This window comes from Streptomyces sp. NPDC002057 (genome assembly GCF_040296665.1).
Taxonomy (GTDB): domain Bacteria; phylum Actinomycetota; class Actinomycetes; order Streptomycetales; family Streptomycetaceae; genus Streptomyces.
Genome location: NZ_JBEOXR010000042.1, coordinates 1 through 24,514 on the forward strand (window position 1 = coordinate 1; position 24,514 = coordinate 24,514).

22 protein-coding genes are annotated in these 24,514 nt (G+C 74.0%); 12 read left to right on the plus strand and 10 right to left on the minus strand.

From position 1 onward, the window contains the following. Nucleotides 1-62: 62 nt before the first annotated feature. Complete coding sequence (locus tag ABT129_RS27050; RefSeq protein WP_351906795.1) at nt 63-1,892, minus strand: ABC transporter ATP-binding protein; 1,830 nt, start codon at nt 1,890-1,892, stop codon at nt 63-65. A gap of 71 nt (nt 1,893-1,963) precedes the next feature. After that, nucleotides 1,964-3,661 carry an ABC transporter ATP-binding protein gene (locus ABT129_RS27055; protein ID WP_351906797.1) on the minus strand — a complete coding sequence of 566 codons (1,698 nt, stop codon included), beginning with the start codon at nt 3,659-3,661 and terminating at the stop codon, nt 1,964-1,966. A 239-nt stretch (nt 3,662-3,900) separates the two neighbouring features. Between ABT129_RS27055 and ABT129_RS27060 the strand changes: the two genes are divergently transcribed. Genes ABT129_RS27060 through ABT129_RS27085 form a run of 6 tightly spaced genes read left to right on the plus strand, consistent with a single transcriptional unit; the run spans nt 3,901 to nt 9,592 of the window. Continuing rightward, the gene (locus tag ABT129_RS27060; RefSeq protein WP_351906909.1) at nt 3,901-4,998 is read left to right on the plus strand and encodes a FecCD family ABC transporter permease; all 1,098 of its coding nucleotides are present in this window, start codon (nt 3,901-3,903) and stop codon (nt 4,996-4,998) included. Next, complete coding sequence (locus ABT129_RS27065) at nt 4,995-6,137, plus strand: FecCD family ABC transporter permease (RefSeq protein ID WP_351906798.1); 1,143 nt, start codon at nt 4,995-4,997, stop codon at nt 6,135-6,137. Before ABT129_RS27060 ends, ABT129_RS27065 begins: the two co-directional genes overlap by 4 nt. After that, nucleotides 6,134-7,045 carry an ABC transporter ATP-binding protein gene (locus tag ABT129_RS27070; protein WP_351906800.1) on the plus strand — a complete coding sequence of 304 codons (912 nt, stop codon included), beginning with the start codon at nt 6,134-6,136 and terminating at the stop codon, nt 7,043-7,045. The genes ABT129_RS27065 and ABT129_RS27070 overlap by 4 nt, the downstream gene beginning before the upstream one ends. 26 nt (nt 7,046-7,071) lie before the next feature. Beyond that, nucleotides 7,072-8,643, plus strand: a complete 1,572-nt coding sequence (locus ABT129_RS27075) for an amidohydrolase (RefSeq protein WP_351906802.1) — start codon at nt 7,072-7,074, stop codon at nt 8,641-8,643. Then, the gene (locus tag ABT129_RS27080) at nt 8,640-8,876 is read left to right on the plus strand and encodes a hypothetical protein (RefSeq protein WP_351906804.1); all 237 of its coding nucleotides are present in this window, start codon (nt 8,640-8,642) and stop codon (nt 8,874-8,876) included. The genes ABT129_RS27075 and ABT129_RS27080 overlap by 4 nt, the downstream gene beginning before the upstream one ends. Beyond that, nucleotides 8,867-9,592 (plus strand): 4'-phosphopantetheinyl transferase family protein, encoded by a 726-nt coding sequence (locus ABT129_RS27085; RefSeq protein WP_351906806.1) that lies wholly within the window; start codon nt 8,867-8,869, stop codon nt 9,590-9,592. Before ABT129_RS27080 ends, ABT129_RS27085 begins: the two co-directional genes overlap by 10 nt. An 81-nt stretch (nt 9,593-9,673) precedes the next feature. Here the strand turns inward: ABT129_RS27085 and ABT129_RS27090 are convergent, their stop codons facing one another. Then, nucleotides 9,674-9,820 (minus strand): hypothetical protein, encoded by a 147-nt coding sequence (locus ABT129_RS27090; RefSeq protein WP_351906808.1) that lies wholly within the window; start codon nt 9,818-9,820, stop codon nt 9,674-9,676. Between the two features lie 96 nt (nt 9,821-9,916). Here ABT129_RS27090 and ABT129_RS27095 point away from each other — a divergent pair, with 96 nt between their 5' ends. Then, nucleotides 9,917-10,747, plus strand: a complete 831-nt coding sequence (locus ABT129_RS27095; protein ID WP_351906810.1) for an N-formylglutamate amidohydrolase — start codon at nt 9,917-9,919, stop codon at nt 10,745-10,747. A 59-nt stretch (nt 10,748-10,806) separates the two neighbouring features. Here the strand turns inward: ABT129_RS27095 and ABT129_RS27100 are convergent, their stop codons facing one another. From ABT129_RS27100 to ABT129_RS27125, 6 genes are all read right to left on the minus strand, one after another. Continuing rightward, nucleotides 10,807-12,042, minus strand: coding sequence for an acetylornithine transaminase (locus tag ABT129_RS27100; RefSeq protein ID WP_351906812.1), 1,236 nt, complete (start codon nt 12,040-12,042; stop codon nt 10,807-10,809). Continuing rightward, entirely contained in the window at nt 12,039-12,956 is a 918-nt protein-coding gene (gene argB / locus ABT129_RS27105; RefSeq protein ID WP_351906911.1) for an acetylglutamate kinase, read from the minus strand. The genes ABT129_RS27100 and argB overlap by 4 nt, the downstream gene beginning before the upstream one ends. A gap of 98 nt (nt 12,957-13,054) precedes the next feature. Further along, complete coding sequence (argJ, locus tag ABT129_RS27110; RefSeq protein ID WP_351906814.1) at nt 13,055-14,206, minus strand: bifunctional glutamate N-acetyltransferase/amino-acid acetyltransferase ArgJ; 1,152 nt, start codon at nt 14,204-14,206, stop codon at nt 13,055-13,057. Further along, nucleotides 14,203-15,243, minus strand: coding sequence for an N-acetyl-gamma-glutamyl-phosphate reductase (gene argC / locus ABT129_RS27115; RefSeq protein ID WP_351906816.1), 1,041 nt, complete (start codon nt 15,241-15,243; stop codon nt 14,203-14,205). The genes argJ and argC overlap by 4 nt, the downstream gene beginning before the upstream one ends. 242 nt (nt 15,244-15,485) lie before the next feature. After that, on the minus strand, nt 15,486-16,217 hold the full coding sequence (locus tag ABT129_RS27120; protein ID WP_351906818.1) for a hypothetical protein: 732 nt from the start codon (nt 16,215-16,217) through the stop codon (nt 15,486-15,488). Nucleotides 16,218-16,393: 176 nt separating this feature from the next. Beyond that, nucleotides 16,394-17,131 (minus strand): beta-glucanase, encoded by a 738-nt coding sequence (locus ABT129_RS27125; protein ID WP_502981924.1) that lies wholly within the window; start codon nt 17,129-17,131, stop codon nt 16,394-16,396. Between the two features lie 177 nt (nt 17,132-17,308). On the opposite strand from ABT129_RS27125, the gene ABT129_RS27130 reads away from it, so the two are divergent. The 5 genes from ABT129_RS27130 to ABT129_RS27150 all read left to right on the plus strand — a co-directional run bounded on the left by ABT129_RS27130 (nt 17,309) and on the right by ABT129_RS27150 (nt 22,590). Next, nucleotides 17,309-17,998, plus strand: coding sequence for a TetR/AcrR family transcriptional regulator (locus tag ABT129_RS27130; RefSeq protein ID WP_351906820.1), 690 nt, complete (start codon nt 17,309-17,311; stop codon nt 17,996-17,998). Between the two features lie 65 nt (nt 17,999-18,063). After that, nucleotides 18,064-18,840 carry an SDR family NAD(P)-dependent oxidoreductase gene (locus tag ABT129_RS27135; RefSeq protein WP_351906821.1) on the plus strand — a complete coding sequence of 259 codons (777 nt, stop codon included), beginning with the start codon at nt 18,064-18,066 and terminating at the stop codon, nt 18,838-18,840. Between the two features lie 80 nt (nt 18,841-18,920). Further along, nucleotides 18,921-19,961, plus strand: a complete 1,041-nt coding sequence (locus ABT129_RS27140) for an NAD(P)-dependent alcohol dehydrogenase (RefSeq protein ID WP_351906822.1) — start codon at nt 18,921-18,923, stop codon at nt 19,959-19,961. 132 nt (nt 19,962-20,093) lie between these two features. Further along, nucleotides 20,094-21,752: an FAD-dependent monooxygenase gene (locus ABT129_RS27145; RefSeq protein ID WP_351906823.1), complete on the plus strand. Its 1,659-nt coding sequence runs from the start codon at nt 20,094-20,096 to the stop codon at nt 21,750-21,752. Nucleotides 21,753-21,873: 121 nt separating this feature from the next. Beyond that, nucleotides 21,874-22,590 (plus strand): TetR/AcrR family transcriptional regulator, encoded by a 717-nt coding sequence (locus ABT129_RS27150; RefSeq protein ID WP_351906825.1) that lies wholly within the window; start codon nt 21,874-21,876, stop codon nt 22,588-22,590. Between the two features lie 161 nt (nt 22,591-22,751). On the opposite strand, the gene ABT129_RS27155 is transcribed toward ABT129_RS27150, so the two are convergent. Further along, entirely contained in the window at nt 22,752-24,320 is a 1,569-nt protein-coding gene (locus ABT129_RS27155) for a pectate lyase family protein (protein ID WP_351906827.1), read from the minus strand. Between the last annotated feature and the right edge of the window lie 194 nt (nt 24,321-24,514).

Sequence of the window (24,514 nt, forward strand, 5' to 3'; positions counted from 1 at the left end):
GGGCGGTACGACCTTCGTCGTACCGCCCCCTCCCGCGTGGCCGAAAGGCCGCGACGCGGAACTCAGACGACCGGTGAGACCTGGGTGTCCGGGTCCGCGGCCGGGTGCGGGACCTTCTCCCCGGGCTCCTCACGGCTGGCGGACCAGGCGGCCCACAGGTCGGCGTACCGGCCGCCCGCCGCCACCAGCTCCTCGTGGGTGCCGGTCTCCACGACGCGGCCCTGGTCGAGGACGACCACCCGGTCGGCGGCCGCGGCCTGCGGCAGCCGGTGCGCGACGAGCAGCCCCGTGCGGCCTTCGAGCGCCCGCGCGGCCGCCTCCTCCAGGACGCGCGCGCCGGCGCTGCCCGCGTCGGCGGTGGCCTCGTCGAGGATCGCGATGGGCGGGTCCGCCAGGACCAGCCGGGCCAGCGCGAGGTGCTGCGCCTGCGTCACCGTCAGCCGGTGCCCGCCCTCGCCGACGACCGTGGCCAGGCCCTCGGGAAGTGCCTTCGCCCACTCCAGGGCGCCGACGCGGTCGAGCGCCGCGTGCAGCGCCTCGTCGTCGGCGTCGGGCCGGGCGAGGCGCAGGTCGTCGGCGAGGGTGCCGGCGAAGACGTGCACCTCCTGGCTGATGAGCGCCACGGCGCGGCGGACCCCGGCCGGGCCCAGCGTGCCGACGTCGACCCCACCGAGGGCGATCGAGCCCCCGGTCGGGCTGTGCACGCCGGCGATGAGCTTGGCCAGGGTGGTCTTCCCGGCGCCGCTCGCGCCCACCAGGGCCACCCGCTCCCCGCCGCGGACCCGCAGGTCGACCTCGTGGAGGACCGGGGCCCCGGAGCCGTACGCGTGGCTGAGTCCGGACACCTCGACCGTGCCGTCGGCGAGGGAGTGCGCCTCGCTCTCGGCCCGCTCCGCCGGGAGGTTCGACACGCCGACGAGGCGGGCGAAGCTCGCCCCCGCCGACTGCGCGTCGTCCAGGAGGAACAGGGTCGCGTTGATCGGGTTGAAGAGGCTGTGGAAGTACAGCGCGGCGGCCGTGGCCGTACCGATGCTGACGGAGCCGTTGTCCACGAGGACGAATCCGGTCGCGAGCATCGCGGCGAGCCCGATGAACTCGGCGAGGTTGAGACGCGAGAAGAAGCCGGTGACGATGTGGATGCCCCGCAGGCCCAGGTCGCGGGCGGCCGCGGACCGCTGCTCCAGCAGGTCGGCGTGGGTGCCGTTGAGGCGGAACGCCCGTACGGTCCGGACACCGCCGACGCTGTCGAGCAGCTGGTGCTGCAGCGCACCGGTGGCGATGCGGTGCTCGCCGTACACGGGCGCGGCGCGGCGCATGTACCAGCGCACCGAGAGCACCTGGACCGGGGAGGCGAGGAGCGCCGCGATCAGGAAGCGCCAGTCGAGCACGGCGAGTCCGACGAAGGTGAGCAGGATCGTCAGGGCCGAGCGGCTGAACTCGGGCAGGGCCTGCCGGACCGACTTGCCGATCATCGACACGTCGCTGGTGACCCGGGAGACGAGGTCGCCCGAACCGGCGGCCTCGACGCGTTCGAGCGGCAGCCGCAGCGCCCGCTCGATGAACTGCTCGCGCAGCGCGGCGAGGACCGTCTCGCCGAGCCGGGCCACCAGGGTGCTGCCGACGGCCGCGGCCGCGCCGCGTGCCACGGCCACGACGACGAGCAGGACCAGGGGGAGGGTGAGGGCGGCCGCGCCGCGCTTGTCCACCACGAGGTCGACGATGTGTCCGAGCAGGGGAGCGGTGAGCAGCCCGATGGCGGTTCCGGCGACGAGGACGGCGATCGACACCGCGGCGAGGGCCCGGTGGCCGTGCAGCATGGTGCGGAGCGCCGCGACGGACTCGGCGGCGGTGGCGGTCGGCAGCAGCACGCGGTCCGGGCTGGTTCCGCTCATGGTCTGTTCCGTCTCTCTCGTGCGTCCTTCGTCCTCCGGTGCCCGGCGGTCGGCCCTCTCGTCGGCGAGCGTCATGCGAGCACCGCCGCACGGTAGGTCGCGTCGGCCGCGAGGAGTTCGGTGTGGTGGCCGGTCGCCTGGACGGCGCCGTCCTCCAGGACCACCACGCGGTCGGTCACCGCGAGGAGCGCCGGGCTGGTGGTGACCAGGATCGTGGTGCGGTCCCGGCGGACCTCGCGCAGCCGCGCGGCGATGTGGGACTCGGTGACGGTGTCCACCGCGGTGGTCGGGTCGTGCAGCACGAGGACGGGCCGGTCGGCGGCGAGCGCGCGGGCCAGGGCGACGCGCTGGCGCTGACCGCCGGAGAGGGACCGGCCGCGCTCGGCGAGGAGGGTGTCCCCGCCGTCCGGGAGGAGCTTGGCGACGTCGTCGGCGGCGGAGGCCCTGAGGGCGCGCTCGACCGACGCGGTGTCGTCGCCGGCACCGGCCCGGACGTTGTCGAGCAGTGTGCTCTCGAAGAGGTCCGCGTCGTGGTGGGCGACGAGGACCGCCTTGCGCAGCGCGTCGGGGTCGAGCGAGGTCAGCGGGGTGCCGTCGAGCTCGATCGCGCCCTCGGCGGGGTCGGCCTCACGGGCCAGGCAGACGAGGAGGTCGTTGGCGGCGGCCGCGTCCCGGGCGACGATGCCGGTGAGGCTGCCGGCCGGGAGTTCGAGGTCGACGCCCCGGAGCGTGCCGAGCGTCACCCCGCGCAGGGTGACGTGTCCCGCGGTGCCGGCGGCGGGCGCCTGGTCCCCGGCCTCGACGGTGACGGGGGAGGCGAGCACCTCGGCGATCCGCTTGGCCGACGCGCGGCCCTGGGCGAGTTCGGCGTTGACGTAGGCGAGCAGCTGGAACGGGCCCAGGAGGAACTGCGCGAGACCGACGGCGGCCACCAGGTCGCCGACGCTGATGCTGCCGTCCATGGCGAGGTAGGCGCCCACCACACCGATGACGGCGATGAAGACGCCGGTCAGCGCGAGGACGGCGCCCTCGTGTCCGGCCCGGCTGCGCGCGGCGCGCAGGGCGGCGGAGAGCGAGTCCTGGCTCGTGGTGCGGTAGCGGGCCACGGCCGCCGACTCGGCGCCCATGCCCTTGAGGACACGGAGTCCGGAGACGAGGTCGGCGGCGACGCCCGAGGCGTGGGCGGCCCGCTCCTGCTCGGCCTCGCTGCGCTGTTCGAGCGGACGGCTGATGCGGTGTCCGAGCCAGAGCAGCGGCGGGATGCCGAGGAGGACGAGGAGTCCGAGCGGGACGGAGATCCTGAGGAGGGCGACGGCGCTGATCACGAGGGCGGCGACCGCCGACACCCCGTACGCGATGGCGGTGGCCACCGAGCCCACGCGGCGGGCGTCGTTGGTGGCGATGCTGGTCAGCGCGCCGGGGAGGCGGTTCGCGTCGGCGCCGCCCCGGGGGTCGAGCACCCGCGCGGCCAGGTCGAGCCGGAGCCGGTGCGCGGCGAGTTCGCCGCTGCCCTCGGTGATCCGGGCGCTGGTGCGGTAGCAGGTCGACAGGACCAGGAACAGCACGGCGAGGACGATGAGGAGGCGCAGCAGCGCCTCGGAGGAGCCGGTGGCCACCGCCGTGTCGATGGTGGCTCCGATCACCACCGGCACCAGGGCCTCACAGCCCTGGTGGGTCATCCCGAGCAGAGATGCCGTGATCACTCGGCGGCGTTGCCCTCTGATCGCCTGGCGGAGGACAAGTCCCCCCGTCGGTCCGCCCGTTGGCATGAGACTCCTTCACGGAGGTAGATGAGAAGATGATTGGTTAGGTAAGCCTACTCTGAGTTCGGAGCGGGTCGGTGTGGGTCGTGGGGAGTTGTGGAGAAGCCTCCGGCCGGGGCGCCGGGCGGGTCCTGTCCGGCGCGTTGACCTCGGGACACGGTTCGGTTAGCCTCACCTAAGTCGTGATCCGTCGGTCTGCGCACCGCCAGGTTCTCGCCGTACATCTGAACCGCCGCCAGGGGGAGTTGTCGTTGTCCGTCGAATCCCGGGTGGTGTCGGGACAGCAGCCCCAGGAGCACCCCGCGGAGAAGGGCACCGATCCCGCGGCGGCGCGCTCGGGCCGCACCGGCGCCGCGTTCCGGGGACTCGGTCTCGTCCTCGGCCTCGCCGCCCTCGTCCTCGTCGGACTCCTCAGCGTATGGGTGGGCACCCGGGGCATCCCCTTCACCGCCACCTGGCACGCCCTGTGGAACCCCGACGGGTCGGAGACGTCGGTCATCATCCACGACTACCGCATCCCCCGGACCCTCCTCGGCATCCTCGTCGGCATGGCGCTCGGTCTGGCCGGCGCCCTGATGCAGGCCCTCACGCGCAACCCGCTCGCCGACCCCGGCATGCTCGGCGTCAACCTCGGGGCCTCCGCCGGTGTGGTCGTCGCCATCGCCTTCTTCGGAGTCGCCGCACCCCTCGGCTACGTGTGGTTCGCCCTCGTGGGCGCCGCCGCCGCGTCCGTCGGCGTCTACCTGCTCGGCTCCTCCGGACGGAAACTCGCCTCGCCCGAGCGGCTGGTCGTCGCCGGAGCCGCCGTGACCGCCGTGCTGTACGCCTTCAACTGGGCGATCCTGCTGCTCAACCCGAGTGCCTTCGACCAGTTCCGCTTCTGGACCGTGGGCTCCCTCGCGGGCCGCTACTACGACATCGTCCTGATGGCCCTGCCGTTCGTCGCCACCGGCCTCGTCGTCGCCCTCGTCCTCGCCCCCTCGCTCAACGCCCTGGCCATGGGCGACCAGATGGGCCGGGCCCTCGGCGTGAACGTCGGCCGGACCCGCGCCCTGGGCGCCGTCGCCGTGATGCTCCTGTGCGGGGCCGCCACCGCCGCCGCCGGACCGATCGGCTTCGTGGGCCTCGCCGTACCGCACATCGCGCGCTTCGTGGTCGGCTCCGACCAGCGGTGGGTGTTCGCCTACTCGATGCTGATCGCCCCCGTCCTGCTCCTGGGCTCGGACGTCCTCGGCCGGGTGCTCGGCGCCCCCGGCGAGCTCCAGGTCGGCATCGTCACCGCGTTCATCGGCGCCCCCCTCTTCATCGCCCTGTGCCGTCGCCGAAAGCTGGTCATGCTGTGACTGCCGTACGGGAGGCGAAGGCCTCCGCGCCCGAACCGGCGCCCCGCAAGGTGCCCGGAGAGGCGTCCGGGCCCGCGACCGCCCCGGCCCTGCCCCGCGTCATCACCGGCCGGGTCCTCCGTACCCGCCGCGGAGGCGTCTCCCTGCGGGTCCGGGGCCGGACCCTCGCCGCCACCGCGGGCCTCCTCGTCGCGCTCCTCGTCGTCGCCGGCATCACCCTCACCACCGGCGACTTCGACCTCTCCGTCGGCGAGGTCGTCCAGGCGCTCACCGGAAACGGGAACGGGATCGCCGACTTCGTCGTCAACACCCTGCGCATGCCACGACTCGTGACCGCGCTGTGCGTCGGCGCGGCCCTCGCCGTGAGCGGCGCCATCCTGCAGAGCATCACGGGCAACCCCCTGGGCAGCCCCGACATCATCGGCTTCACCAACGGCTCCGCCGTCGGCGCGCTCGTCGTCATCGTCATGCTGCACGGCAGCATGACGCAGATCGCGCTCGGCGCCCTGGTCGGCGGACTCGCCACGGCCCTCGCCGTCCACCTCCTCATGATCGGCCGGGGCATCCAGGGCTTCCGCCTCGTCGTCGTCGGCATCGGCGTCAGCGCCCTGCTCCTCGCCGTCAACTCGTACCTGATCACCCGCGCCACCTTCCAGGAAGCCCTGGAGGCGCAGTCCTGGCTGATCGGCAGCCTGGGCAACCGGCTCTGGACGCACGCCCAGGCCATCGGCATCGCCGTCGCCGTGCTGCTGCCCCTCGCCTTCTTCCTCTCCCGCCGCCTCTCCATGGTCGAGATGGGCGACACCACCGCCATGGCCCTCGGCGTCAACGTGTCGCGCACCCGCACCGCGCTGCTCGTGATCAGCGTCGCCCTGGCCGCGTTCGCCACCGCGGTGACCGGACCCATCTGGTTCGTCGCCCTGGCCGCGCCCCAGGTGGCCCGCAGGATCACCGGCTCCTCCGGCCCCGCCCTGCTGCCCTCCGCCCTCATGGGCGCCGTCATGCTCGCCCTGAGCGACCTCGCCGTGCAACGGATCTTCGCCCCCGCGCTCCTCCCGGTCGGCACGGCGACCGGCTGCGTCGGCGGCCTCTACCTCATCTGGCTACTGGTCACCGAGTCGCGAAAGAGCCGCGCATGACTGCAACGAACCCTCCGGCCCCCCGCCTGCGCGCCGAGAACCTGACCCTCTCCTACGACCAGCGGACGGTGGCGAGCGACCTCGACGTCGAGATCCCCGACCGCTCCTTCACGGTGATCATCGGGCCGAACGCCTGCGGCAAGTCCACCCTGCTCACCGCCCTCGCCCGGATGCTCAAGCCGCGCACCGGACAGGTCTTCCTCGACGGCGCCGCCATCGCCTCGTACCGCTCCCGGGAGGTCGCCCGCCGGCTCGGCCTGCTCCCGCAGTCCTCCACCGCGCCCGGCGGCATCACCGTGGGCGACCTGGTGGCCCGGGGCCGCTACCCCCACCAGGGGCTGCTGAAGCAGTGGTCCGCCGACGACGAGGCGGCCGTGGTCGAGGCCATGCGCCAGACCGGCGTCCTCGAACTCGCCGACCGGCCCGTCGACGACCTCTCCGGCGGCCAGCGCCAGCGCGTCTGGCTCTCCATGGTCCTGGCCCAGCAGACCTCGATCCTGCTCCTCGACGAGCCGACCACCTTCCTCGACATCGCCCACCAGGTCGAGGTCCTCGACCTCTGCGCCGAACTCCACGCCCGCCGGGGCCACACGATCGTGGCCGTCCTGCACGACCTCAACCAGGCCTGCCGGTACGCCACCCACCTCATCGTGATGCGCCCGGGCGGCATCATCGCGGCCGAGGGCGACCCGTCGACGGTCATGACCGCCGAACTGGTCGAGGACGTCTTCGGCCTGCCCTGCCGGATCATCCCCGACCCCGAGACCGGCACGCCGCTCATGGTGCCCGCCGCACCCCGGGGGTACGCCCGGGCCGAGGGGACGGACCCGACCGACGCCGGCCTCGACGGGACGGCGACCGGGAACGGGCCGGCCCCGGCGGACACCGTGATGGCCAAGACCTCCTGACGACCGCGACCGGGAACGGACTGCCCATGCTCTGTACGAGGCTGACGAACGCGCGCGTTCTCACCATGGACCCGGACCACCCGGTCGCCCACGACCTCGGCATCTGGCGGGGCCGGATCGTGGGTCTGGACGCGGCCGTGACCTCGCTGCCCGCCCGCGAGGTCGTCGACCTCCAGGGCGCCACGGTGCTGCCCGGCTTCATCGACAGCCACGTCCACCTCGCGTGGGCGGGACTGAAGGCGACCACCCCGAGCATCGCCCCGTGCGAGCGCGTCGAGGACGTGCTCGCCGTCGTCGCCGAAGCCGTCTCCCGCAAGGCGCCCGGCGCCTGGGTCGACATCGCCGGCTACGACCAGCGGGCCCTGGGACGCCACCTCACCGCCACCGAACTCGACCGGGTCGGCCAGGGCCGCAAGATCTTCCTCATGCACGACTCGGGCCACGCCTGCGTCGTCAACAGCGCCGTCCTCGACCTCCTTCCGGCCGAGGTCCCGCACGAGGACGGCTTCCTCGCGGAGAGCGCCATGACCGCCGTACGGCGGCTCCGGCTCCCGTACTCCCAGGAGGAACTCGCCGACGCGATCGAACGCGCCGGCCGCGCCTGCCTCGCCGAGGGGATCACCGCCGCCGCCGAAGCGGGCATCGGCGGCGGCCTCCTCGGGCACAGCCCCGTCGAACTCGGCGCCTACCAACTCCTCAGGGACCAGGGCCGACTGCCCCTCCGCGTCCAGCTCATGGCCGCCGGCGACACCCTGCGCCCGCTCGCCGCGCACCGCGACGACGGCATCCCGCGCGCCCTCGACCTCGGCCTGCGCACCGGCTTCGGCGACGACTGGCTCTCCCTCGGCGCCCTCAAGATCTACACCGACGGCGGCATGATGGCCCGTACGGCGGCCCTCACCGCCCCGTACGAGGGCATGTCCACCACCGGACAGTTCCAGGACGACCCCGAGCGGATCGCGGAGCTCATCGTCGACGGCCACCTCGCCGGCTGGCAGCTCGCCGTCCACGCCATCGGGGACCGCGCCGCCGACCTCGCCCTCGACGCCCTGGAGCGGGCCCAGGGACGCAGGCCCCGCCCGGACGCCCGGCACCGGGTGGAACACGCCGGCCTGATCCGCCCGGACCAGCTGCCGCGCTTCGCCCGGCTCGGCGTCAGCGCCGTCGTCCAGCCCAACTTCCTCCGCTACTTCGGCGACGACTACGCGAACGTCATGGGGGAGGTGCGGGCGCCCTGGATGTACCGGGGCCGGGGATTCCTCGACCACGGCGTCACCCTCGTCGGCAGCTCCGACCGGCCGGTCACGGACGGCTCGCCGCTCCGCGCCATCCAGTTCATGGTCGAGCGCGCCTCCACCTCCGGCCGGCTGATCGGACCGGACGAGGGCATCACCGTCGACGAGGCCCTGCACGCCTACACCGCCGCCGGCGCGTACGCCTGCCACTGGGACGACAGTGCCGGAAGCCTCGCGCCGGGCAAGCGCGCCGACCTCGTGGTGCTCGGCGACGACCCCCGCCGCGTCGACACCTCACGCATCGGGGACATCGAGGTCGTGGCGACGTACGTCGACGGGCGCACCGAGAAGGAGAACCGGTGAGCGGGGCGGAGCCGGCCGGGCGGCACCTGGAACGCTTCGCGCCCCTGTGGGACGCGCCCGCCTCGCCGCCCCGGTGGGTGATCTGGCACCCGGACACCGACACCATGGTCTTCGACCGGGAGCTGAACCTCCCGGTGCACGTCGACGACGCGTCCCTGGACGAGGTCCTGCGCCGGATGCGCGAGGCCGGCGTACCGGAGAGCGACGAGTACCCGGGACGAGCGTGCGGATAGCGACCTCCGCGCCGGCGGAGCTGGGCACGGACCCGCTGCCCGCTCCCTGGCGGCGCGGCTCGGGCCCCCGCCTCTGGATCGTGCGGGTCGGCGCCTACACGGAACGGGCCGCCGCACGCCAACGGGTCCTCGACCCCGAGGAGTCGAGCCGGTGCCGGAGCTTCGTCCGCCCCGCCGACCGCGAGCGGTACCGGGCCGCGCACGTGGCGCTGAGGGAGTTGCTCGGCGCGTACCTGGACCGGGATCCCGCGGCCGTCCGCCTCGTCCGCGAACCGTGCCCGGGCTGCGGCGACGGCCACGGCCGACCCGCGGTGGAGGGGACCCCGCTCCACTTCTCCCTCTCGCACTCCGGTGACGCCGCCCTGCTGGGCTTCGCGGACACCCCGATCGGCGTCGACGTCGAGACGGAGCCCTCGCCCGAGGCCGCCGGGGAGGTGGCCGCCGCGCTCCACCCGCACGAGCGGGCGGAGTTGGCGGCCCTGCCGGCACATGACCGGCCGACGGCGTTCGGCCGTTGCTGGGCCCGGAAGGAGGCGTACCTCAAGGGCGTCGGCATCGGCCTGGGCGAGGACCCGTCCCGTACGTACGTGGGCGCGGGTCCGGCGCCCGGCGTGCTCCCCGGCTGGTCCCTGACCGACGTCCCGGCGTTCCCCGGGTACGCGGCGGCCTGCGCGATCCGGACGCCGGGGACGGGGGAGACGGCGGGCCCGGCGTGAGCCGACGCGACCTGTCCGTCGCGGGCGCCGGCGGGCCCGGTGCTCGCGCGGTTCCCACCGGCACCTGACCTCCCGAGGCCGTTACCGGCGTCCCCGCAGCCGTCCGAGCAGCCTGCGGGCCTGGTCGCGCTTGCGCGGGTCGGCGGCGGCCCGCCGGGCCGACGCGATCGTCCGCTGCCCCTGCGGGCTGCGGGTGAACTGCTTGATACGGGCTATCAGTCCGGACATGGGTCCTCCTCGGGACGTGTACCGTCCCCCTACCCTGGGCTGCCACGACCATGTCCGGGTCACCTCACCGGAACGCGACGCACAGCGAGGAACCAGATGAACGACGGCCCTCCCACCCCTCCTTCCTCCCTGTCCTCCGCAGCCCCGGCGTTCCGGCTCCACCCGGGCGCGCCCGACTCCCCGGTGATCCTCCACGTCCCCCACTCCTCCCGCGTCGTGCCCCCGGACGTGCGCAGCGGGATCACGCTCGACGAAGCGGCCCTGGCGCGGGAGTTGGACCACATCACCGACGCCCACACGGCGGAGGTGGCCGCCGCGGCGGCCGCGGCCGCCCCGCTCACGCCCTGGCGGTTCGTCAACGGGCTCTCGCGTCTGGTGGTCGACCCGGAGCGGTTCCCCGACGAGCGCGAGGAGATGCTGGCGGTGGGCATGGGCGCGGTCTACACCCGCACCACCCACCGCGAGGAGCTGCGCCCGGACGGTTTCGACGGACAGCCGCTGATCGACCGCTACTTCCGGCCCTACGCGCGGGCCGTGACGGACGCCGTCGCCGAGCGCCTCGCGGCGGTCGGGCGCGCGGTGATCATCGACGTCCACTCGTACCCGACGAAGGCCCTGCCGTACGAACTCCACGGCGACGGGTCCCGCCCGCCGATCTGCCTGGGCACGGACCCGTTCCACACCCCCGCGCCGCTGCTCGACGCGGCGCGCGAGGCCTTCGCCGGCTTCGGCGGCACGGAGCTGGACAGCCCGTTCGCGGGCACGTACGTGCCCCTGCGGCACTACGGGAAGACCCCGGAGGTCAGCGCGCTGATGGTCGAGATTCGGCGCGACCTCTACATGGACGAACCGGGCGGCCCCGCGGGGCCCGGACTGGAGAGGCTGGCGGACGCGCTCGCGGCCCTCGTCGCGCGGGCGTCCGCCTGACACCCTTCCTTCCTTCCGGCACCGGCACCGGCACCGGCGCCGGCACCACCGTCCGTGCGCTACGGGCGGCGCACGGCGGCCCGGTCGAGCACGGCGTCCAGGACCGCGGGCAGCGCCTCCACCAGCTCCCCGACCTGCCGCTCGGAGACGGTGAGCGCCGGAGCCAGCCGTACGGTCACGGGACCGGCGGCGTTGACGAGGAACCCGGCCTCCTGCGCCGCCGCCTGGACCAGGGCGGCGACCGGCTCCGTCAGCACCACACCGAGCAGCAGCCCCGCGCCCCGCACCTCCGCCACCAGCGGGTGCTTCAACGCCTCCACACCGGACCGCAGCAGCTCACCCATCCGTACGGTGTGACCGAGGAGGCCCTCCGACGCGATGGTCTCCAGGACGGCGGAACCCGCGGCGCAGGCCACCGGATTGCCGCCGAACGTGGACCCGTGCTGGCCGGGACCGAGCAGCTCGGCCGCGGCGCCGAACGCCACCGTGGCCCCGATCGGCAGGCCGCCCCCCAGCCCCTTGGCCAGGGTCACCACGTCCGGGTCCACCCCCGCCTCGGCCTGGTGCGCGAACCAGTGCCCGGTGCGGCCGATCCCGGTCTGCACCTCGTCGAGGACGAGGAGGCTCCCCGCCGCCCGGGTGATCTCGCGGGCTGCCCGCAGATAGCCCTCGGGCGCGGGGATGACGCCCGCCTCGCCCTGCACCGGCTCGACGAAGACCGCCGCGGTGTCCTCCGAGACGGCCGCGCGGAGCGCTTCCACGTCCCCGAAGGGCACGTGCGTCACCTCCCCGGGCAGCGGCAGGAACGGCTCGCGCTTCGCCGGCTGCCCGGTGAGCGCCAGGGCGCCCATCGTGCGGCCGTGGAAGCCGCCCTCCATGGCGACGACATGGGGGCGCCCGGTCCTGCGGGCCGCCTTGAAGGCCGCCTCGGCCGCCTCCGCCCCGGAGTTGGAGAAGAACACCCGGCCCGGCCGGCCGAAGAGCGCGAGGAGCCGTTCCGCCAGGGCGACCGGCGGCCCCGCGACGAACAGGTTCGAGACGTGGCCGAGCCGCGCGATCTGGTCGGTGACGGCCGCGACCACGGCCGGGTGCCCGTGCCCGAGGGTGTTGACGGCGATCCCGCCGGTGAAGTCCGTGTACGCGCGCCCGGATTCGTCCCGGACCGTGCAGCCCTCACCTTCGACCAGGGCCAGCGGGGGAGTGCCGTAGGTGTCCATCATGACGGCGCGCCAGCGGTCCGTCAGCGGGGACGCCGGAGCGGTGGCCGTCCCGGGGACGGTGGCCGGGGCGGTCATGCGGGCGTCTCCTCGTCGTGGGGTGCGTCATCGGGCGCGCTGTCGGGCAGGACCGTGGTGCCGGGGCTCTCCTCGGTGAGGACGCCCCGCAGGACGGCGTGCGGGGTGCGCCCGTCGAGGACGTGGACCCGTCCGACCCCCGACCGGACCGCCCGGAGGCAGCCCTCCATCTTCGGCAGCATGCCGCCCGCGAGTCCGGGGAGCAGCGCGTCCAGTTCCTCCGCGGTGAGCCGGGGGATGACCTCGGTGCTGCGGGGCCAGTCCGCGTAGAGCCCGGGGACGTCCGTGAGCATCACGAGCCGGTCGGCGCCGAGGGCGACGGCCAGGGCCGAGGCCGCGAGGTCGGCGTTGACGTTGTAGATCTCGCCGTCCGCCCCGCGCGCGACGGGGGAGACGACCGGGATGCGGCCCCCGGCGAGGAGGTTCCGCACGGTGTCCGGGGCCACGCTCACGATGTCTCCGACGAGACCGATGTCGACCGGCCGGCCGTCCACCCACGCCGGGCGGCGCACGGCCGTCAGCGTGTGGGCGTCCTCGCCCGACATGCCGACGGCGAAGGGGCCGTGGGCGTTGATGGCGCCGACGAGGTCCCGCTGCACCTGTCCGGTCAGCACCATGCGGACGACGTCCATGGCCTCCGGCGTGGTCACCCGCATGCCGGCCTCGAAGCGGACCTCCAGGGCGAGCCGGTCGAGCATCGAGCTGATCTGGGGGCCGCCGCCGTGCACCACGACCGGGTGCAGCCCCGCCTGCCACAGTTCGACGACGTCCTGGGCGAACGACCGCCGGAGGGCGGGGTCGATCAGGGTGCTGCCCCCGCACTTGAGGACGACGGTCCGGCCCTGGAGCTCCTCCGACCAGGGCACGTCCCTGGACGGCAGTTCCTCCGCCACCACCGCTGCCACGGTCTCCATCGCTCCCACCGCTCCCACGGCGTGCGCGGTCTCCACGACGTCCACGGCATCGACAGCGCGCTGCCCGTCGAGCATCCGCATTCCCGTTCCCCCTCCGGTCATGAGCTGTAGGCGCTGTTCTCGTGCACGTACGCGGCCGTCAGGTCGTTGGTCCAGATCTCGGCCGACGCCTCCCCGGCGCGCAGGTCCACGGTGACCGTGATCCGGCGGCCCGACAGGTCGACCTTCTCCCTGGGCTCCCCCGCGGCGCCGTCCCGGCAGACCCAGACGCCGTTGACGGCCACGTCCAGGCGGTCGGGGTCGAAGACGGCGTCGGTGGTGCCGATCGCCGAGAGCACCCGGCCCCAGTTGGGGTCCTCGCCGTGCAGGGCGCACTTGAGGAGGTTGTTCCTCGCCACCGAGCGGCCGACGGTCACGGCGTCCTCCTCGGACGCGGCGCCGACCACCGCCACCTCGATCTCCTTCGACGCGCCCTCGGCGTCCGATATCAGCTGCCGGGCGAGGTCGAGACAGACGGCGTGCACGGCCCCGGTGAAGTCCTCGTCCGCCGGAGTCACGCCGGAGGCGCCCGAGGAGAGGAGCAGGACGGTGTCGTTGGTGGACATGCACCCGTCGGAGTCCACCCGGTCGAAGGTGGTGCGGACGGCGGCGCGGAGCGCGGAGTCGAGGCGCGGTTCCGCGACGACGGCGTCGGTGGTGAGGACCACGAGCATGGTGGCGAGACCGGGGGCGAGCATCCCCGCGCCCTTCGCCATGCCGCCGACGGTCCAGCCGTCGCGGGTCACGACGGAGGTCTTGTGCACGGAGTCGGTGGTCTTGATCGCCACGGCCGCGTCCTCGCCCCCGTCGGAGGCGAGCCGTTCCGCCGCGAGCGCGATTCCGGCGGTGACCCGCTCCATGGGCAGGGGTACGCCGATGAGCCCGGTGGAGCAGACGGCCACGTCGTCGGGGGTCGCCCCGATCGCCAGGGCGGTCCGCTCGGCCATCGTCCGCGCGTCGTGGGCGCCCGAGGGGCCCGTACAGGCGTTGGCCCCGCCGGAGTTCAGGACGACGGCGGAGACCCGGCCGTCGGCGAGGGCGGCGCGCGTCCAGTGGACCGGTGCGGCCTGGACCCGGTTGGAGGTGAAGACTCCCGCGGCGGCCAACGCGGGGCCCTGGTTCACCACCAGGGCGAGATCGGGATCGCCGGATGTCTTGATGCCGGCGGCAACCCCGCTGGCGAGGAATCCTCGGGCGGCGGTCACGGTCACGGAGCCACTCCATTCATGGGCAGGCCGAGCCCTTCGGACAGGCCGAGGGCGACGTTCATGCTCTGCACCGCGCCACCGGCGGTGCCCTTCGTCAGGTTGTCGATCGCGCTCACGCAGACGAGGCGGCGGGCTGCCGGGTCCACGGCCACCTGCACCTGCACCGTGTTGGATCCGAGCACCGAGGCCGTGGACGGCCACTGGCCCTGCGGTAGCAGGCGGACGAACGGTTCGTCGGCGTAGGCGGCCTCGAACACCTCGCGCACCTCGGCGAGGGCGCCGTCGGCGGCCACGTGCGGGCGGAGGCGGGCGGAGCAGGTGGCGAGGATGCCGCGGGGCATCGGGGCGAGGGTGGGCGTGAAGGACACCGTCACCGGCTCGCCCGCCACCAGGGACAGGTTCTGCGTCAGCTCGGGGGTGTGCCGGTGGCCGCCCCCGACGCCGTACGGGGTCATGGACCCCATCACCTCGGAGCCGAGCAGATGGGGCTTGGCCGCCCGTCCGGCCCCCGAGGTCCCGCTGGCCGCCACGATCACGACCTCGGGTTCGACCAGGCGGGCGGTGTGCGCGGGGTAGAGCGCCAGGGTGATCGCGGTCGGGTAGCACCCCGGCACGGCGATCCGGGTGGTGCCCTTCAACTCGTCCCGGGCGCCGGGCATCTCGGGCAGGCCGTAGGGCCACGTCCCGGCGTGCTCGGTGCCGTAGAAACGTTTCCACTCGTCCGGGTCGCGCAATCGGAAGTCCGCCCCGCAGTCCACGACCAGCGTGTCGCCGCCCAGCCGTGCGGCGAGCGCCCCGGACTGCCCGTGCGGCAGGGCGAGGAACACGACGTCGTGCCCGTCGAGCTCCGCCGCCGAGGTCTCCGTCAGCACCCGGTCGGCGAGGGAGGTGAGCTGGGGCTGCACCTGGCCGAGGGTGCGTCCGGCGCTGCTGTGTGCGCTCAGGACGCCGATCTCGACTTCGGGATGGGAGGCGAGCAGGCGGAGGATCTCCCCGCCGGCATAGCCACTGGCGCCGGCCACCGCGACCCGTGAGGTCATGTTCTTCCGTCTCTCCTGATGCATGGGGACGTGGGGCGCACGGCCGGGGGTGACACCCCCAATCGGCACACCGAAACTTAACTTAGCCTAACCTAAGTATCGGTGGGGGTGGAATCGCCACTTCCCCGCGCGCCCGTGGGGCGGGCGTTCGCAACTGGTCATCAGGAGGAAAGAGTTGACGCCCGGTCGACGGCCCGGGGCGGGGGGCCCCGGGCCGAGGCCGGGCGGGAGGGCCCGGGTGGTCAGGCCGGGGAGCCCCAGGCGGTCGTCAGGCCGTCCAGCCACGCGGGCGGGAGCTCGGCCGCGTCCCACTCCTCGCGCAGCTCCGCCGGGGTGGCGGCGAGGCGTTCGAGCACGGCGACGCTGGTGGGGGAGTGGACGAGGGAGTAGCGGCCGTGGATCGCGATCGCGCTGCCGGGGCCGTACTCCGCGTAGAGCCGCTCGAAGTGCCCCTGGTGGGCCGAGGCGAACGCGGACAGACGTCCCGGGTACCCGGCCCGCTGCCGGGGGTTCATGGTGCGGAGCACGGCGCCCAGCACCTGCTCGGTGACCTCGGGATCGAGATCGGAGACGTCGGCGAACGACAGGTAGAGCGGGGTGACCGCCACCTTGGCCCGCTCCATCTCCGCCCTGCCGACGGGGGAACGCTCGTCGGGTGCGGAGGCCGACGGGCCGGAGGTGACGGCGTGGACCAGCGCCCGTTCGGCGAGGGCGCCGAGCTCCTCGGTGACCGCCAGGGCGCCGTCGGACCAGCCGGACGCGTACGGCTCCCCCTGCTCCGCCGGAGCGCTCCGGCCAAGACCGCTGATCTCCGTGTGCGCGAGGGCGAGGGCCCCGGCCTCGACGAGCCCGATCAGCTCCTCCGCGTCGCCGGTGTAGACCCCCGCGCGGGCGAGAAGCTGCAGGAGCGTGCTCTTCGCGTTGAGCACGCTGGCCGCGTCGAGCTGCTGCCGTCCCTCGTCGGCGGTGTCCATGGGGGTCCTCCTCGTCGTACGGGCGGCGCGCTGCGGGTGCGCGGGACGCTCCGTTCGAGCCTACGCAACACCCGTTGCCCCGTGGCCCGCATCCCCCGACTCTCGCGCGCGCGTCGCCGGGAGACGGGCGGGTCACGAGCCGTCACGAGCCGTGTCGCCGCCCCCGCGTGGTGGAGTCAGTCCCGGTATACGCGCAACTGCGCCACCTCGTACGACATCTCCGACACCCCGGGCTCGGGCGCCGGGTGGTAGCGGCCGGCGCAGACGGACAGGTTCACGATGAGGTGGGCACGCCAGGAGCGCCCCACCCCGCGGCGGTCGTCGAAGACCCGGGCGCCGTTCACCCACCACACCACGTTGCGGGCGCCGAACTCGACCCGCAGGTCGACCCACGCCCCCGGCCGGATCGCCGCGTTCCGGTAGTAGAGGTGGCGCCCCCGGATCCGGTTCGACAGCTCCAGGAGGTCGGGGTTGTCGGGGTGGTACTCGAAGACGTCGATCTCCTGCCCGCCGTCGAGCCAGGTCCAGATCGCCGGCCAGGCGCCCGTCTGCACCGGCAGCCGCACCCGCGCCTCCAGGACGTCGTCGGCCCGCACCAGGAAGGCCTCCGCGCTGCCCTCCGTGGTGAGCAGCCCCGCGTTCCAGTTGCCGTCGCGCCGGCGGGTCGCCCGGAAGACCCCGCTCCGGCTGTACGAGGGGTCCTCCACGAGGTGGTCGAGTTTGTTGTCGCCCGGATTGGTGGGCCCGCCGCCGGGATACGCCCAGGAGCGGCCCGCGACCCACTGCGCGACGGAGGAGAAGTCGGCGTCGAGCACGAGGGTCCCGGGGGTCCGCGCGGGCGCCCGGGAGGACGCCCCCGTGTCCCTGCCGGAGCGGCCGCGTCTCCGCAGCCTCTCGAAGAGGTCGGTCAGCACGGCACTCTCCTCTCATGCGGGCCCCGTCGGCCCCCGAACGATCTGCCCCACCCCGCCCTGTTCATGCGGCTATCGAGTGCCATTGGCGACAAGTCGTCAGATACGACGCTGTTCGGTGTGACACCTGGATTCCGCTGGAATGTCCCACTGGGACATTAATAGGTGTACGGTGCAGATATGAGTGCGGAGCGAGAGGACCGAATCCCACGGCGCGGCCCGAAGGGGGCGCGGACCCGTGAGGCGCTCGGCGAGGCCGCGCTGAGGCTCGTCCTCGAGCGCGGGCCGGCCGGGGTCTCCGTCGAGGACGTCACCGACGCTGTGGGCGTCTCCCGGCGCACCTTCAGCCGCTACTTCACCTCCAAGGAGGAGGCCGTCCTCGACGGCATCCGCGCCGACTGCGCCCGGATCAACGCGGCCCTGGCCGCCCGCCCCGCGAGCGAGACCCCCCTCACCGCCTACCGGGCCGCCCTCCGCAGCTGGCTCGCCGACCCGGTCACCCCGGCCTGGCACCGCCGCGACGGCGTCCGGGAGGTCCTCCGCCTCGCCGAGGACGAAGCTCCCCTGCGCGCCGTGCTGCGGAGGGTCCTCCTGGAGGGCGAGGCGGCCTCGGTCCGGCTGGTCGCCGCCCGGATCGGCACCGACCCGGAACACGACCTGCGGCCCGCCGTCGCCGTCGGCTCCGGCGCCGCCACCCTCCTGGCCGCCACCCGTGCCTGGGTGCTCGGCGGACCGAGGGAGGCGCTGCCCGCCCTGGTGGAGGAGGCCTTCGCCCTGCTGGCGACGGAACCGCCGCCGACGGAACCCCCACCGGAGACGCGACCGACGGAACCGCGACCGAAAGAACAGCGACCGACAGAGCCGCCGTAGACCGGCCGGTCCCGTCACGCCCCCTGAACCCGCCTTCCCCCCGTACACCCCCGCAAGGAACCACCATGACCCTCTCCCGTACCACCGACCACACGCAGGAGTTCGCCGGCAGGATCGCGCTCGTCACCGGCGGCGCCTCCGGCATAGGACTCGCCGTCGCCCGCCGCCTCGCCGTCGCCGGTGCCGCCGTGGCCGTCGCCGACCACGACGCCGAACGCGCCGCCGCCGCCGTCGCCGAGCTCACCGAGCACGGCGCCCAGGCCCTCGCCGTACGGATGGACGTCACCGACGACGCCTCCGTGGGCGCGGGCGTCGAGGCCACCGTCGCCGCCTTCGGCGGCCTGCACCTGGCGGTCAACAACGCCGGCGTCGCCGGCGCCCGCGTCCCGCTCGCCGAGACCCCGGCCGAGGAGTGGCGGCGCGTCGTCGCCACCAACCTGGACGGCGTCTTCCACTCGCTGCGCCACGAGCTCCCCGCGATCCTCGCCTCCGGCGGCGGCTCCGTCGTGAACATGGCCTCCATCCTCGGGACCAACGGCTCCGCCGGCAGCGCCGCCTACGTCGCCGCCAAGCACGGCGTCGTCGGTCTCACCAAGACGGCGGCACTCGAATACGCCGCCCAGGGGGTGCGTATCAACGCCGTCGGCCCCGGCTACATCGACACGCCCCTCCTCGCGGGCCTCGGGCAGGAGGCGTACGAGGCGCTGGTCGCGCTCCACCCCGCGGGCCGGCTGGGGCGCGCGGAGGAGGTCGCCGAGCTCGTCGCGTTCCTGCTCTCCGAGCGGGCGTCCTTCGTGCACGGCAGCTACCACCTCGTCGACGGCGCCTACGCCGCCCGCTGAGGCGCGCGGCCGAGAGCGACGGAGCCCGAAGGGGCCCGCAGGGGTCCGCGGGGCCCGAAAGAACCGGAAAGGAAAGCGTCATGAAGGCACTGCAGTACCGCACGGTGGGCGCCCCGCCCGAGGTCGTCACCGTTCCCGACCCGGAGCCCGGCCCCGGGCAGGTGCTCCTCAAGGTCACGGCCGCCGGCGTCTGCCACTCGGACATCGCGGTCATGAGCTGGTCCGCCGACCAGCTGCCCTTCCCGCTGCCGCTGACCCTCGGACACGAGGGCGTCGGCACCGTCGAGGCCCTCGGCCCCGGCGCGGAGGGCTTCGCCGTCGGTGACGCCGTCGCCGTCTACGGCCCCTGGGGGTGCGGCACCTGCTTCATGTGTTCCCAGGGCAAGGAGAACTACTGCCTGCGCGCCGCGGAACTCGGCATCAGGCCGCCCGGACTCGGAGCCCCCGGCGCCATCGCCGAGTACATGATCGTCGACAGCCCCCGCCACCTCGTCCCGCTCGGCGGCCTCGACCCCGTCCAGGCCGTACCGCTCACGGACGCCGGGCTCACCCCGTACCACGCGGTCAAGCGGTCCCTCCCCAAGCTCGTGCCCGGGAGCACCGCCGTCGTCATCGGGACGGGCGGGCTCGGCCACGTCGCCATCCAGCTCCTGCGCGCCATGACCGCGGCCCGGGTCGTCGCCCTGGACGTCACGGAGGAGAAGCTCGCCCTCGCGCGTGCCGTCGGCGCGCACGAGACGGCCCTGTCCGACGCGTCGGCGGCCGCCACGGTCCGTGAACTGACCGGCGGTCGCGGCGCCGAGGTCGTCCTCGACTTCGTGGGCGTCCAGCCGACCGTGACGGCTGCCGGTGCGATGGCCGCGGTCGAGGGCGACGTCACCATCGTCGGCCTCGGCGGCGGCGCCCTGCCGGTCGGCTTCGGATCCCTGCCGTACGAGGTCTCGGTCGCCTCGCCGTACTGGGGCACCCGGACCGAGCTGATCGAGGTGCTCGACCTGGCCCGCTCCGGCGCCGTCGACGTCCACGTGGAGACGTACGGACTGGACGAGGCACCGAAGGCCTACGAGCGCCTGCACGAAGGGCGTGTCAACGGCCGGGCGGTCATCCTTCCCCACGGCTGAGCCCTCCCCGCCGGGGCGGCCGAGTCGTCCCGCTCACACCGGAACCATGTTTCGGATACGCTGTATCCGAAACATGGTTCGAGGTGTGCCGCCTCCGTGCGGGCACCCGGGGGACGGCGAGGAGCCTCAGACATGCCGGAATCGAACGACACGCCCACACCGACACCCACGCCGATGCCCGCGTCCCTGCCCGTGTCTGTGCCTCCGGCGGCGGTCGGCGTCGACGCCGACGTCACGGTCGTCGGCGCGGGCCCCGCAGGACTCGTCCTGACGCTCGACCTGGCCAGGCGAGGCATCGCGGTACGCCTGGTGGAGCGGGACGAGAAGCGGTTCGAGGGCTCACGCGCCAAGGGCATCCAGCCCCGCACCCTCGAAGTCCTCGACGACCTGGGCCTGGTCGACGCCGCCCGCGCGGCAGGCGGCGCCTACCCTCCGATGGGCCTTCACCTCGGCCCCTTCACCAAGGCCTGGCGGATGCACGCCACCGCCCCCGACGGGGTCGGCACCCCCTACCCCGACCTCCTCCTGCTCCCGCAGTACGCCACCACCGCCCTCCTCCACGAGGCCGTCGAACGCCTCGGGGCGCGCGTCGACTTCGGCGCCCGCGCCGTGGAGATCACCCAGGACGACGAGGTCTGCACGGTACGCCTGGCCGACGGCCGACTGCTGAGGAGCCGGTACGTCGTCGGCGCGGACGGCGGCTCCAGCACCGTCCGCAAGGCCGCGGGCATCGCCTTCGAGGGTTCCACCGACGCGTCCGACCGGATGATCCTGGTGGACGCCGCCGTCGACGGCCTCTCCCGCGACCACTGGCACATCTGGCCCCGCCCGCGGGGCCGCGGCGTCGCGGCATGCCCCCTGCCCGGCGACGGCGACCGCTTCCAGATCATGATCAGGATCCGGCCCGGCGACCCCGTCGACCTCGGCGAGACCGCCCTCGCCACCCTCCTCCGCCGACGCGCCGGCCGCTCCCTCACCCTGCGCGACATCAGCTGGTCCTCGGTCTTCCGGCCCAACATCCGCCTCGCCGAGCGCTACCGCAACGGCCGTCTCCTGCTCTGCGGCGACGCGGCCCACGTCCACACGCCCGCCGGAGCGCAGGGCCTCAACACCGGGGTCCAGGACGCCCACAACCTCGGCTGGAAGCTCCAGCAGGTCCTCGCGGGCGCGGACGACGCGCTCCTGGACAGTTACGAACGGGAGCGCCGCCCCGTCGCCGCCCAGGTCCTGGGCCGCTCCACCGAACTCTACGAAGGGCTGCGCCGCGCCCGCCCCGGCGGCCTCACCCGGGGCCCGGAGGAGCACCAGCTCGGCATCTCCTACTTCGGCGGACCGCTCGCCCCCGCCGACGGGCCCCGCACCGCGACCCTGCGCTGCGGCGACCGCGCCCCCGACGCCGCCCTGCCCGAGGCCACCGGCACGGCGAGGCGCCTCTTCGACCTGTACCGCGGCCCGCACTTCACCGCCCTCGCGTTCGGAGCGGGCGCCGCGGCCGCCGTCGAACGCCTTCCCTGGCCGCCCGGCGGCGCCCCGTTGCGCCGCCACACCGTGCAGGCGTCCAGCACCCCTCGTACGCCGCGCGAAGCGGCCCTGCTCACGGCGTACGGCATCACGGAGGACACCGTCGTCCTCGTCCGCCCCGACGGCTACGTCGGCCACATCGAACACGTCGGTCCCCTCCGCCGCACAGCCGACCGGCCCGGCGGTGACCGCACTCCGGCCCCGTCCCCGGTCGTCGACCTCATGACCGCCGGGACCAAGGCCGGGACCAGGACCGGGGCCGCCGACTGACGGCGGCTGCGGCCAAGGACGGCGCACGCCCGAGGGGTACGGTGTCCACCGCACCACCGAAGGCCGTCGGGAGCAGCCGCGCGCAGGGCGGCGACCCGGCACAGTGAGAGAGGGCCCACCCATGGCCGCCACCCCACCACCCCCCGGCAGCCCGGCCTGGTGGGCCGCACGCCCGACCCCGACCGCCGCCGGCGCGCCCCGGCGCGGCCGCCCCTCACTGGACACCGCGCACATCGTCGGCACCGCCCTGGGTCTGGTCGACGAGCACGGCGTCCAGGCGTTCTCGCTGCGCATGCTCGCCGAGGCCCTGAACTCCGGGACGGCCACCCTCTACCGCCACTTCGACGGCAAGGACGAGATCCTGGCGTACGTCGTGGACCGGGTCCTGGGGGAGGTCGACCTGGACGGGCTCGCCGAGGCCGCCGACTGGCGCGAGACCCTCACCGTCACGTCCCGCCGGTTCCACGACACCCTGCGCCGCCATCCGCACACCCTGCCGCTCCTGATGGCGTACGTACCGGTCGGCCCCCACGGTCTCGCCCGACGCGAACGGGTCCTGGCGGCGCTCCTCGCGCACGGCCTCCCCGTCGACCTGGCCGCCCGTGCCTTCACCGCCGTCACGCACTACGTGATCGGCTTCACCGCCCAGCAGCACGGCCCCGCCGTGCCCGACGACCGCGCCGAACTCGCCGCCTTCTACCGGGGGCTCGACCCGGCCGCCCACCCGGCTCTCCTCCAGGCCGCCCGGTCGCTGACCTCCGTCGCGATCGAGGAGGAGTTCGACTTCGGTCTCACCCTCCTCGTGCACGGACTCGCGCACCTCGCCCCCGCACGGTGACCGCGCGCCCCTGAAATCCGCTGACGCCCCGCCTCCGCCATGGGAGCGTCTCGGGCAGGGCGCGGGCGCTCACGGGACGCGCCGCGTGCGAGGAATGTCGTCGGTCCGGTTCCGGGGCCGTGAGGCCGGAGGGCCGGAACCGGACCGACGACCCGAGCGGGTTATCCGGCGTAGGTCTCGAACTCGGCCACGCGCGGGGTCCCCGTCGAGCTGACGATCTCGAAGGTGATCTTCTTCAGCGCGGTCCGGGGGACGGCGATGACGCCCGCTCCGCTGCCGGAGCCGAGGACGGCGCCGGTGTCGCCGTTGAGGACCCGCCAGGACCCGATGGCCCCGGCCGAGCCAGCCGCCTCACGGATGGTGACGGCGGAGACGGTGGTCGCGGAGCCCCACTTGACCGACACGGAGCCGGTCGAACCGGCCGGTGACCAGAAGGTGCTCAGGTCGCCGTCCCGTACGTTGCCGTAGCTCGTACCGTCCGCCTTGCTCGAACCGTCGGCGCCGGCCCCGATGCTGAGGTTGGTCCCGCCGGGCTGGGTCGGTCCGGTGGTCGGCGTGGTGGGCCCCGGTGTCGGGGTGGTCGGCCGCGGCGTCGGGGTCGTCGCCGTGGGCGTGGGCGTCTGGGGCGAGCAACCGCCGTTCGACACGGCGAGTCCCTTACCGGCGCCCGCCGTCCGGCCGACGACGTCCGGCACGCAGGAGGCGGCGTCGAGGGTGTGGGCGTAGGGGACGGCGACGGTGGTGTTGGACTGCGGGTCGGGACCGGCCGGGTTGTTGTCGGTGCCGCGCGCGGACCAGGTCACGTTGTCGAAGACATTGCCGCTGACCTGCCAGTATCCGGCGGCGTCCGTGTAGAAGGTGCCCAGGACGTCCTTGGAGTCCTCGAAGTAGTTGTTGTCCACCTTGGCGCGGGCCCCGGCGCGGGAGTTGATGCCGGACTCGTTGATCCGCAGATAGTGGTTGTTGTACATGTGGGCGACACCGCCGCGCAGCAGGGGGGCGCGTGAGTCGATGTTCTCGTACAGGTTGTGGTGGTACGTGATGAAGCCGTTCGAGAGCTCCGTCTCGCTGGACCCGACGAGGCCGCCGCGGCCGGAGTTGCGCAGGATGCTGTAGGACAGGGTCACGTACTGGGTGTTGTCCTTCATGTCGAAGAGGCCGTCGTAGCCCTCCGACTCGCCTCCCGACGCCTCCAGGGTGACGTGGTCGACCCAGACGTTGCGGACGTCGCTCTCCATGCCGATGGCGTCGCCGCCGTTGGACGTGGGCGAGCCGGACTTCTTGACGTTCCTGACGGTCACGTTCTGGATGATGATGTTGCTGGACTCACGGATGTGGATGCCGAGTTGGTCGAAGACCGCGCCGGAGCCGACCCCGACGATGGTGACGTTGCTGATCTGCTTGAGCTCGATCACGCCGGCGGCGGTGTTGCAGCTGGTGCCCGACACCTTCGCGGTGTTGGCGTGGTTGACGGTTCCCTCGACCTCGATGGTGATCGGGGTGCTGCTGTCGGCCCGTGCGCACAGGGCCGCGTGGATCGCGGTTCCCGTGGTGGCCCGCACGGTCTGACCGCCGGCGCCGCCGGTGGTGCCGCCGTTCTGGGTCGCGTAACCGGTGGCGCCACCGGTCGCGGCCGATGCCTGGGGCATCGAAAGGACCACGCCGGTCGCGGCCGCGAGGGCCAACGCGCCCGCAGCCGCGTGAAGTCGAAGTGCGAGGGGTCGTCTCATGCTCGCCGTCCTTGTGTCGTCGAACGCTGGGGGTTGTTCCCGAGTGCGTACGCAGTGCGGTGCGGTGCTGGTGGAACGCCGTTCGGTCGAGAAGGGACCGCCCGTGGGCAGCCCTGTGCTAGGGCGCCCACAGACGGATGGAAAGCGCTTTCTGCTCCGGGACGATAAGGTGCCGCCGAAGGCGTGGCAAGGTT

Excerpts from the sequence above, each read along its gene's own strand:
- ABT129_RS27145 (WP_351906823.1), top strand. The coding sequence starts at position 20,094 with ATGCCGGAATCGAACGACACGCCCACACCGACACCCACGCCGATGCCC.
- ABT129_RS27155 (WP_351906827.1), bottom strand. The coding sequence starts at position 24,320 with ATGAGACGACCCCTCGCACTTCGACTTCACGCGGCTGCGGGCGCGTTG.
- ABT129_RS27050 (WP_351906795.1), bottom strand. The coding sequence starts at position 1,892 with ATGAGCGGAACCAGCCCGGACCGCGTGCTGCTGCCGACCGCCACCGCC.
- ABT129_RS27135 (WP_351906821.1), top strand. The coding sequence starts at position 18,064 with ATGACCCTCTCCCGTACCACCGACCACACGCAGGAGTTCGCCGGCAGG.
- ABT129_RS27130 (WP_351906820.1), top strand. The coding sequence starts at position 17,309 with ATGAGTGCGGAGCGAGAGGACCGAATCCCACGGCGCGGCCCGAAGGGG.
- ABT129_RS27090 (WP_351906808.1), bottom strand. The coding sequence starts at position 9,820 with ATGTCCGGACTGATAGCCCGTATCAAGCAGTTCACCCGCAGCCCGCAG.
- ABT129_RS27140 (WP_351906822.1), top strand. The coding sequence starts at position 18,921 with ATGAAGGCACTGCAGTACCGCACGGTGGGCGCCCCGCCCGAGGTCGTC.
- ABT129_RS27070 (WP_351906800.1), top strand. The coding sequence starts at position 6,134 with ATGACTGCAACGAACCCTCCGGCCCCCCGCCTGCGCGCCGAGAACCTG.
- ABT129_RS27120 (WP_351906818.1), bottom strand. The coding sequence starts at position 16,217 with ATGGACACCGCCGACGAGGGACGGCAGCAGCTCGACGCGGCCAGCGTG.
- argC (WP_351906816.1), bottom strand. The coding sequence starts at position 15,243 with ATGACCTCACGGGTCGCGGTGGCCGGCGCCAGTGGCTATGCCGGCGGG.
- ABT129_RS27150 (WP_351906825.1), top strand. The coding sequence starts at position 21,874 with ATGGCCGCCACCCCACCACCCCCCGGCAGCCCGGCCTGGTGGGCCGCA.
- ABT129_RS27055 (WP_351906797.1), bottom strand. The coding sequence starts at position 3,661 with ATGCCAACGGGCGGACCGACGGGGGGACTTGTCCTCCGCCAGGCGATC.
- ABT129_RS27100 (WP_351906812.1), bottom strand. The coding sequence starts at position 12,042 with ATGACCGCCCCGGCCACCGTCCCCGGGACGGCCACCGCTCCGGCGTCC.
- ABT129_RS27095 (WP_351906810.1), top strand. The coding sequence starts at position 9,917 with ATGAACGACGGCCCTCCCACCCCTCCTTCCTCCCTGTCCTCCGCAGCC.
- ABT129_RS27075 (WP_351906802.1), top strand. The coding sequence starts at position 7,072 with ATGCTCTGTACGAGGCTGACGAACGCGCGCGTTCTCACCATGGACCCG.
- argB (WP_351906911.1), bottom strand. The coding sequence starts at position 12,956 with ATGGAGACCGTGGCAGCGGTGGTGGCGGAGGAACTGCCGTCCAGGGAC.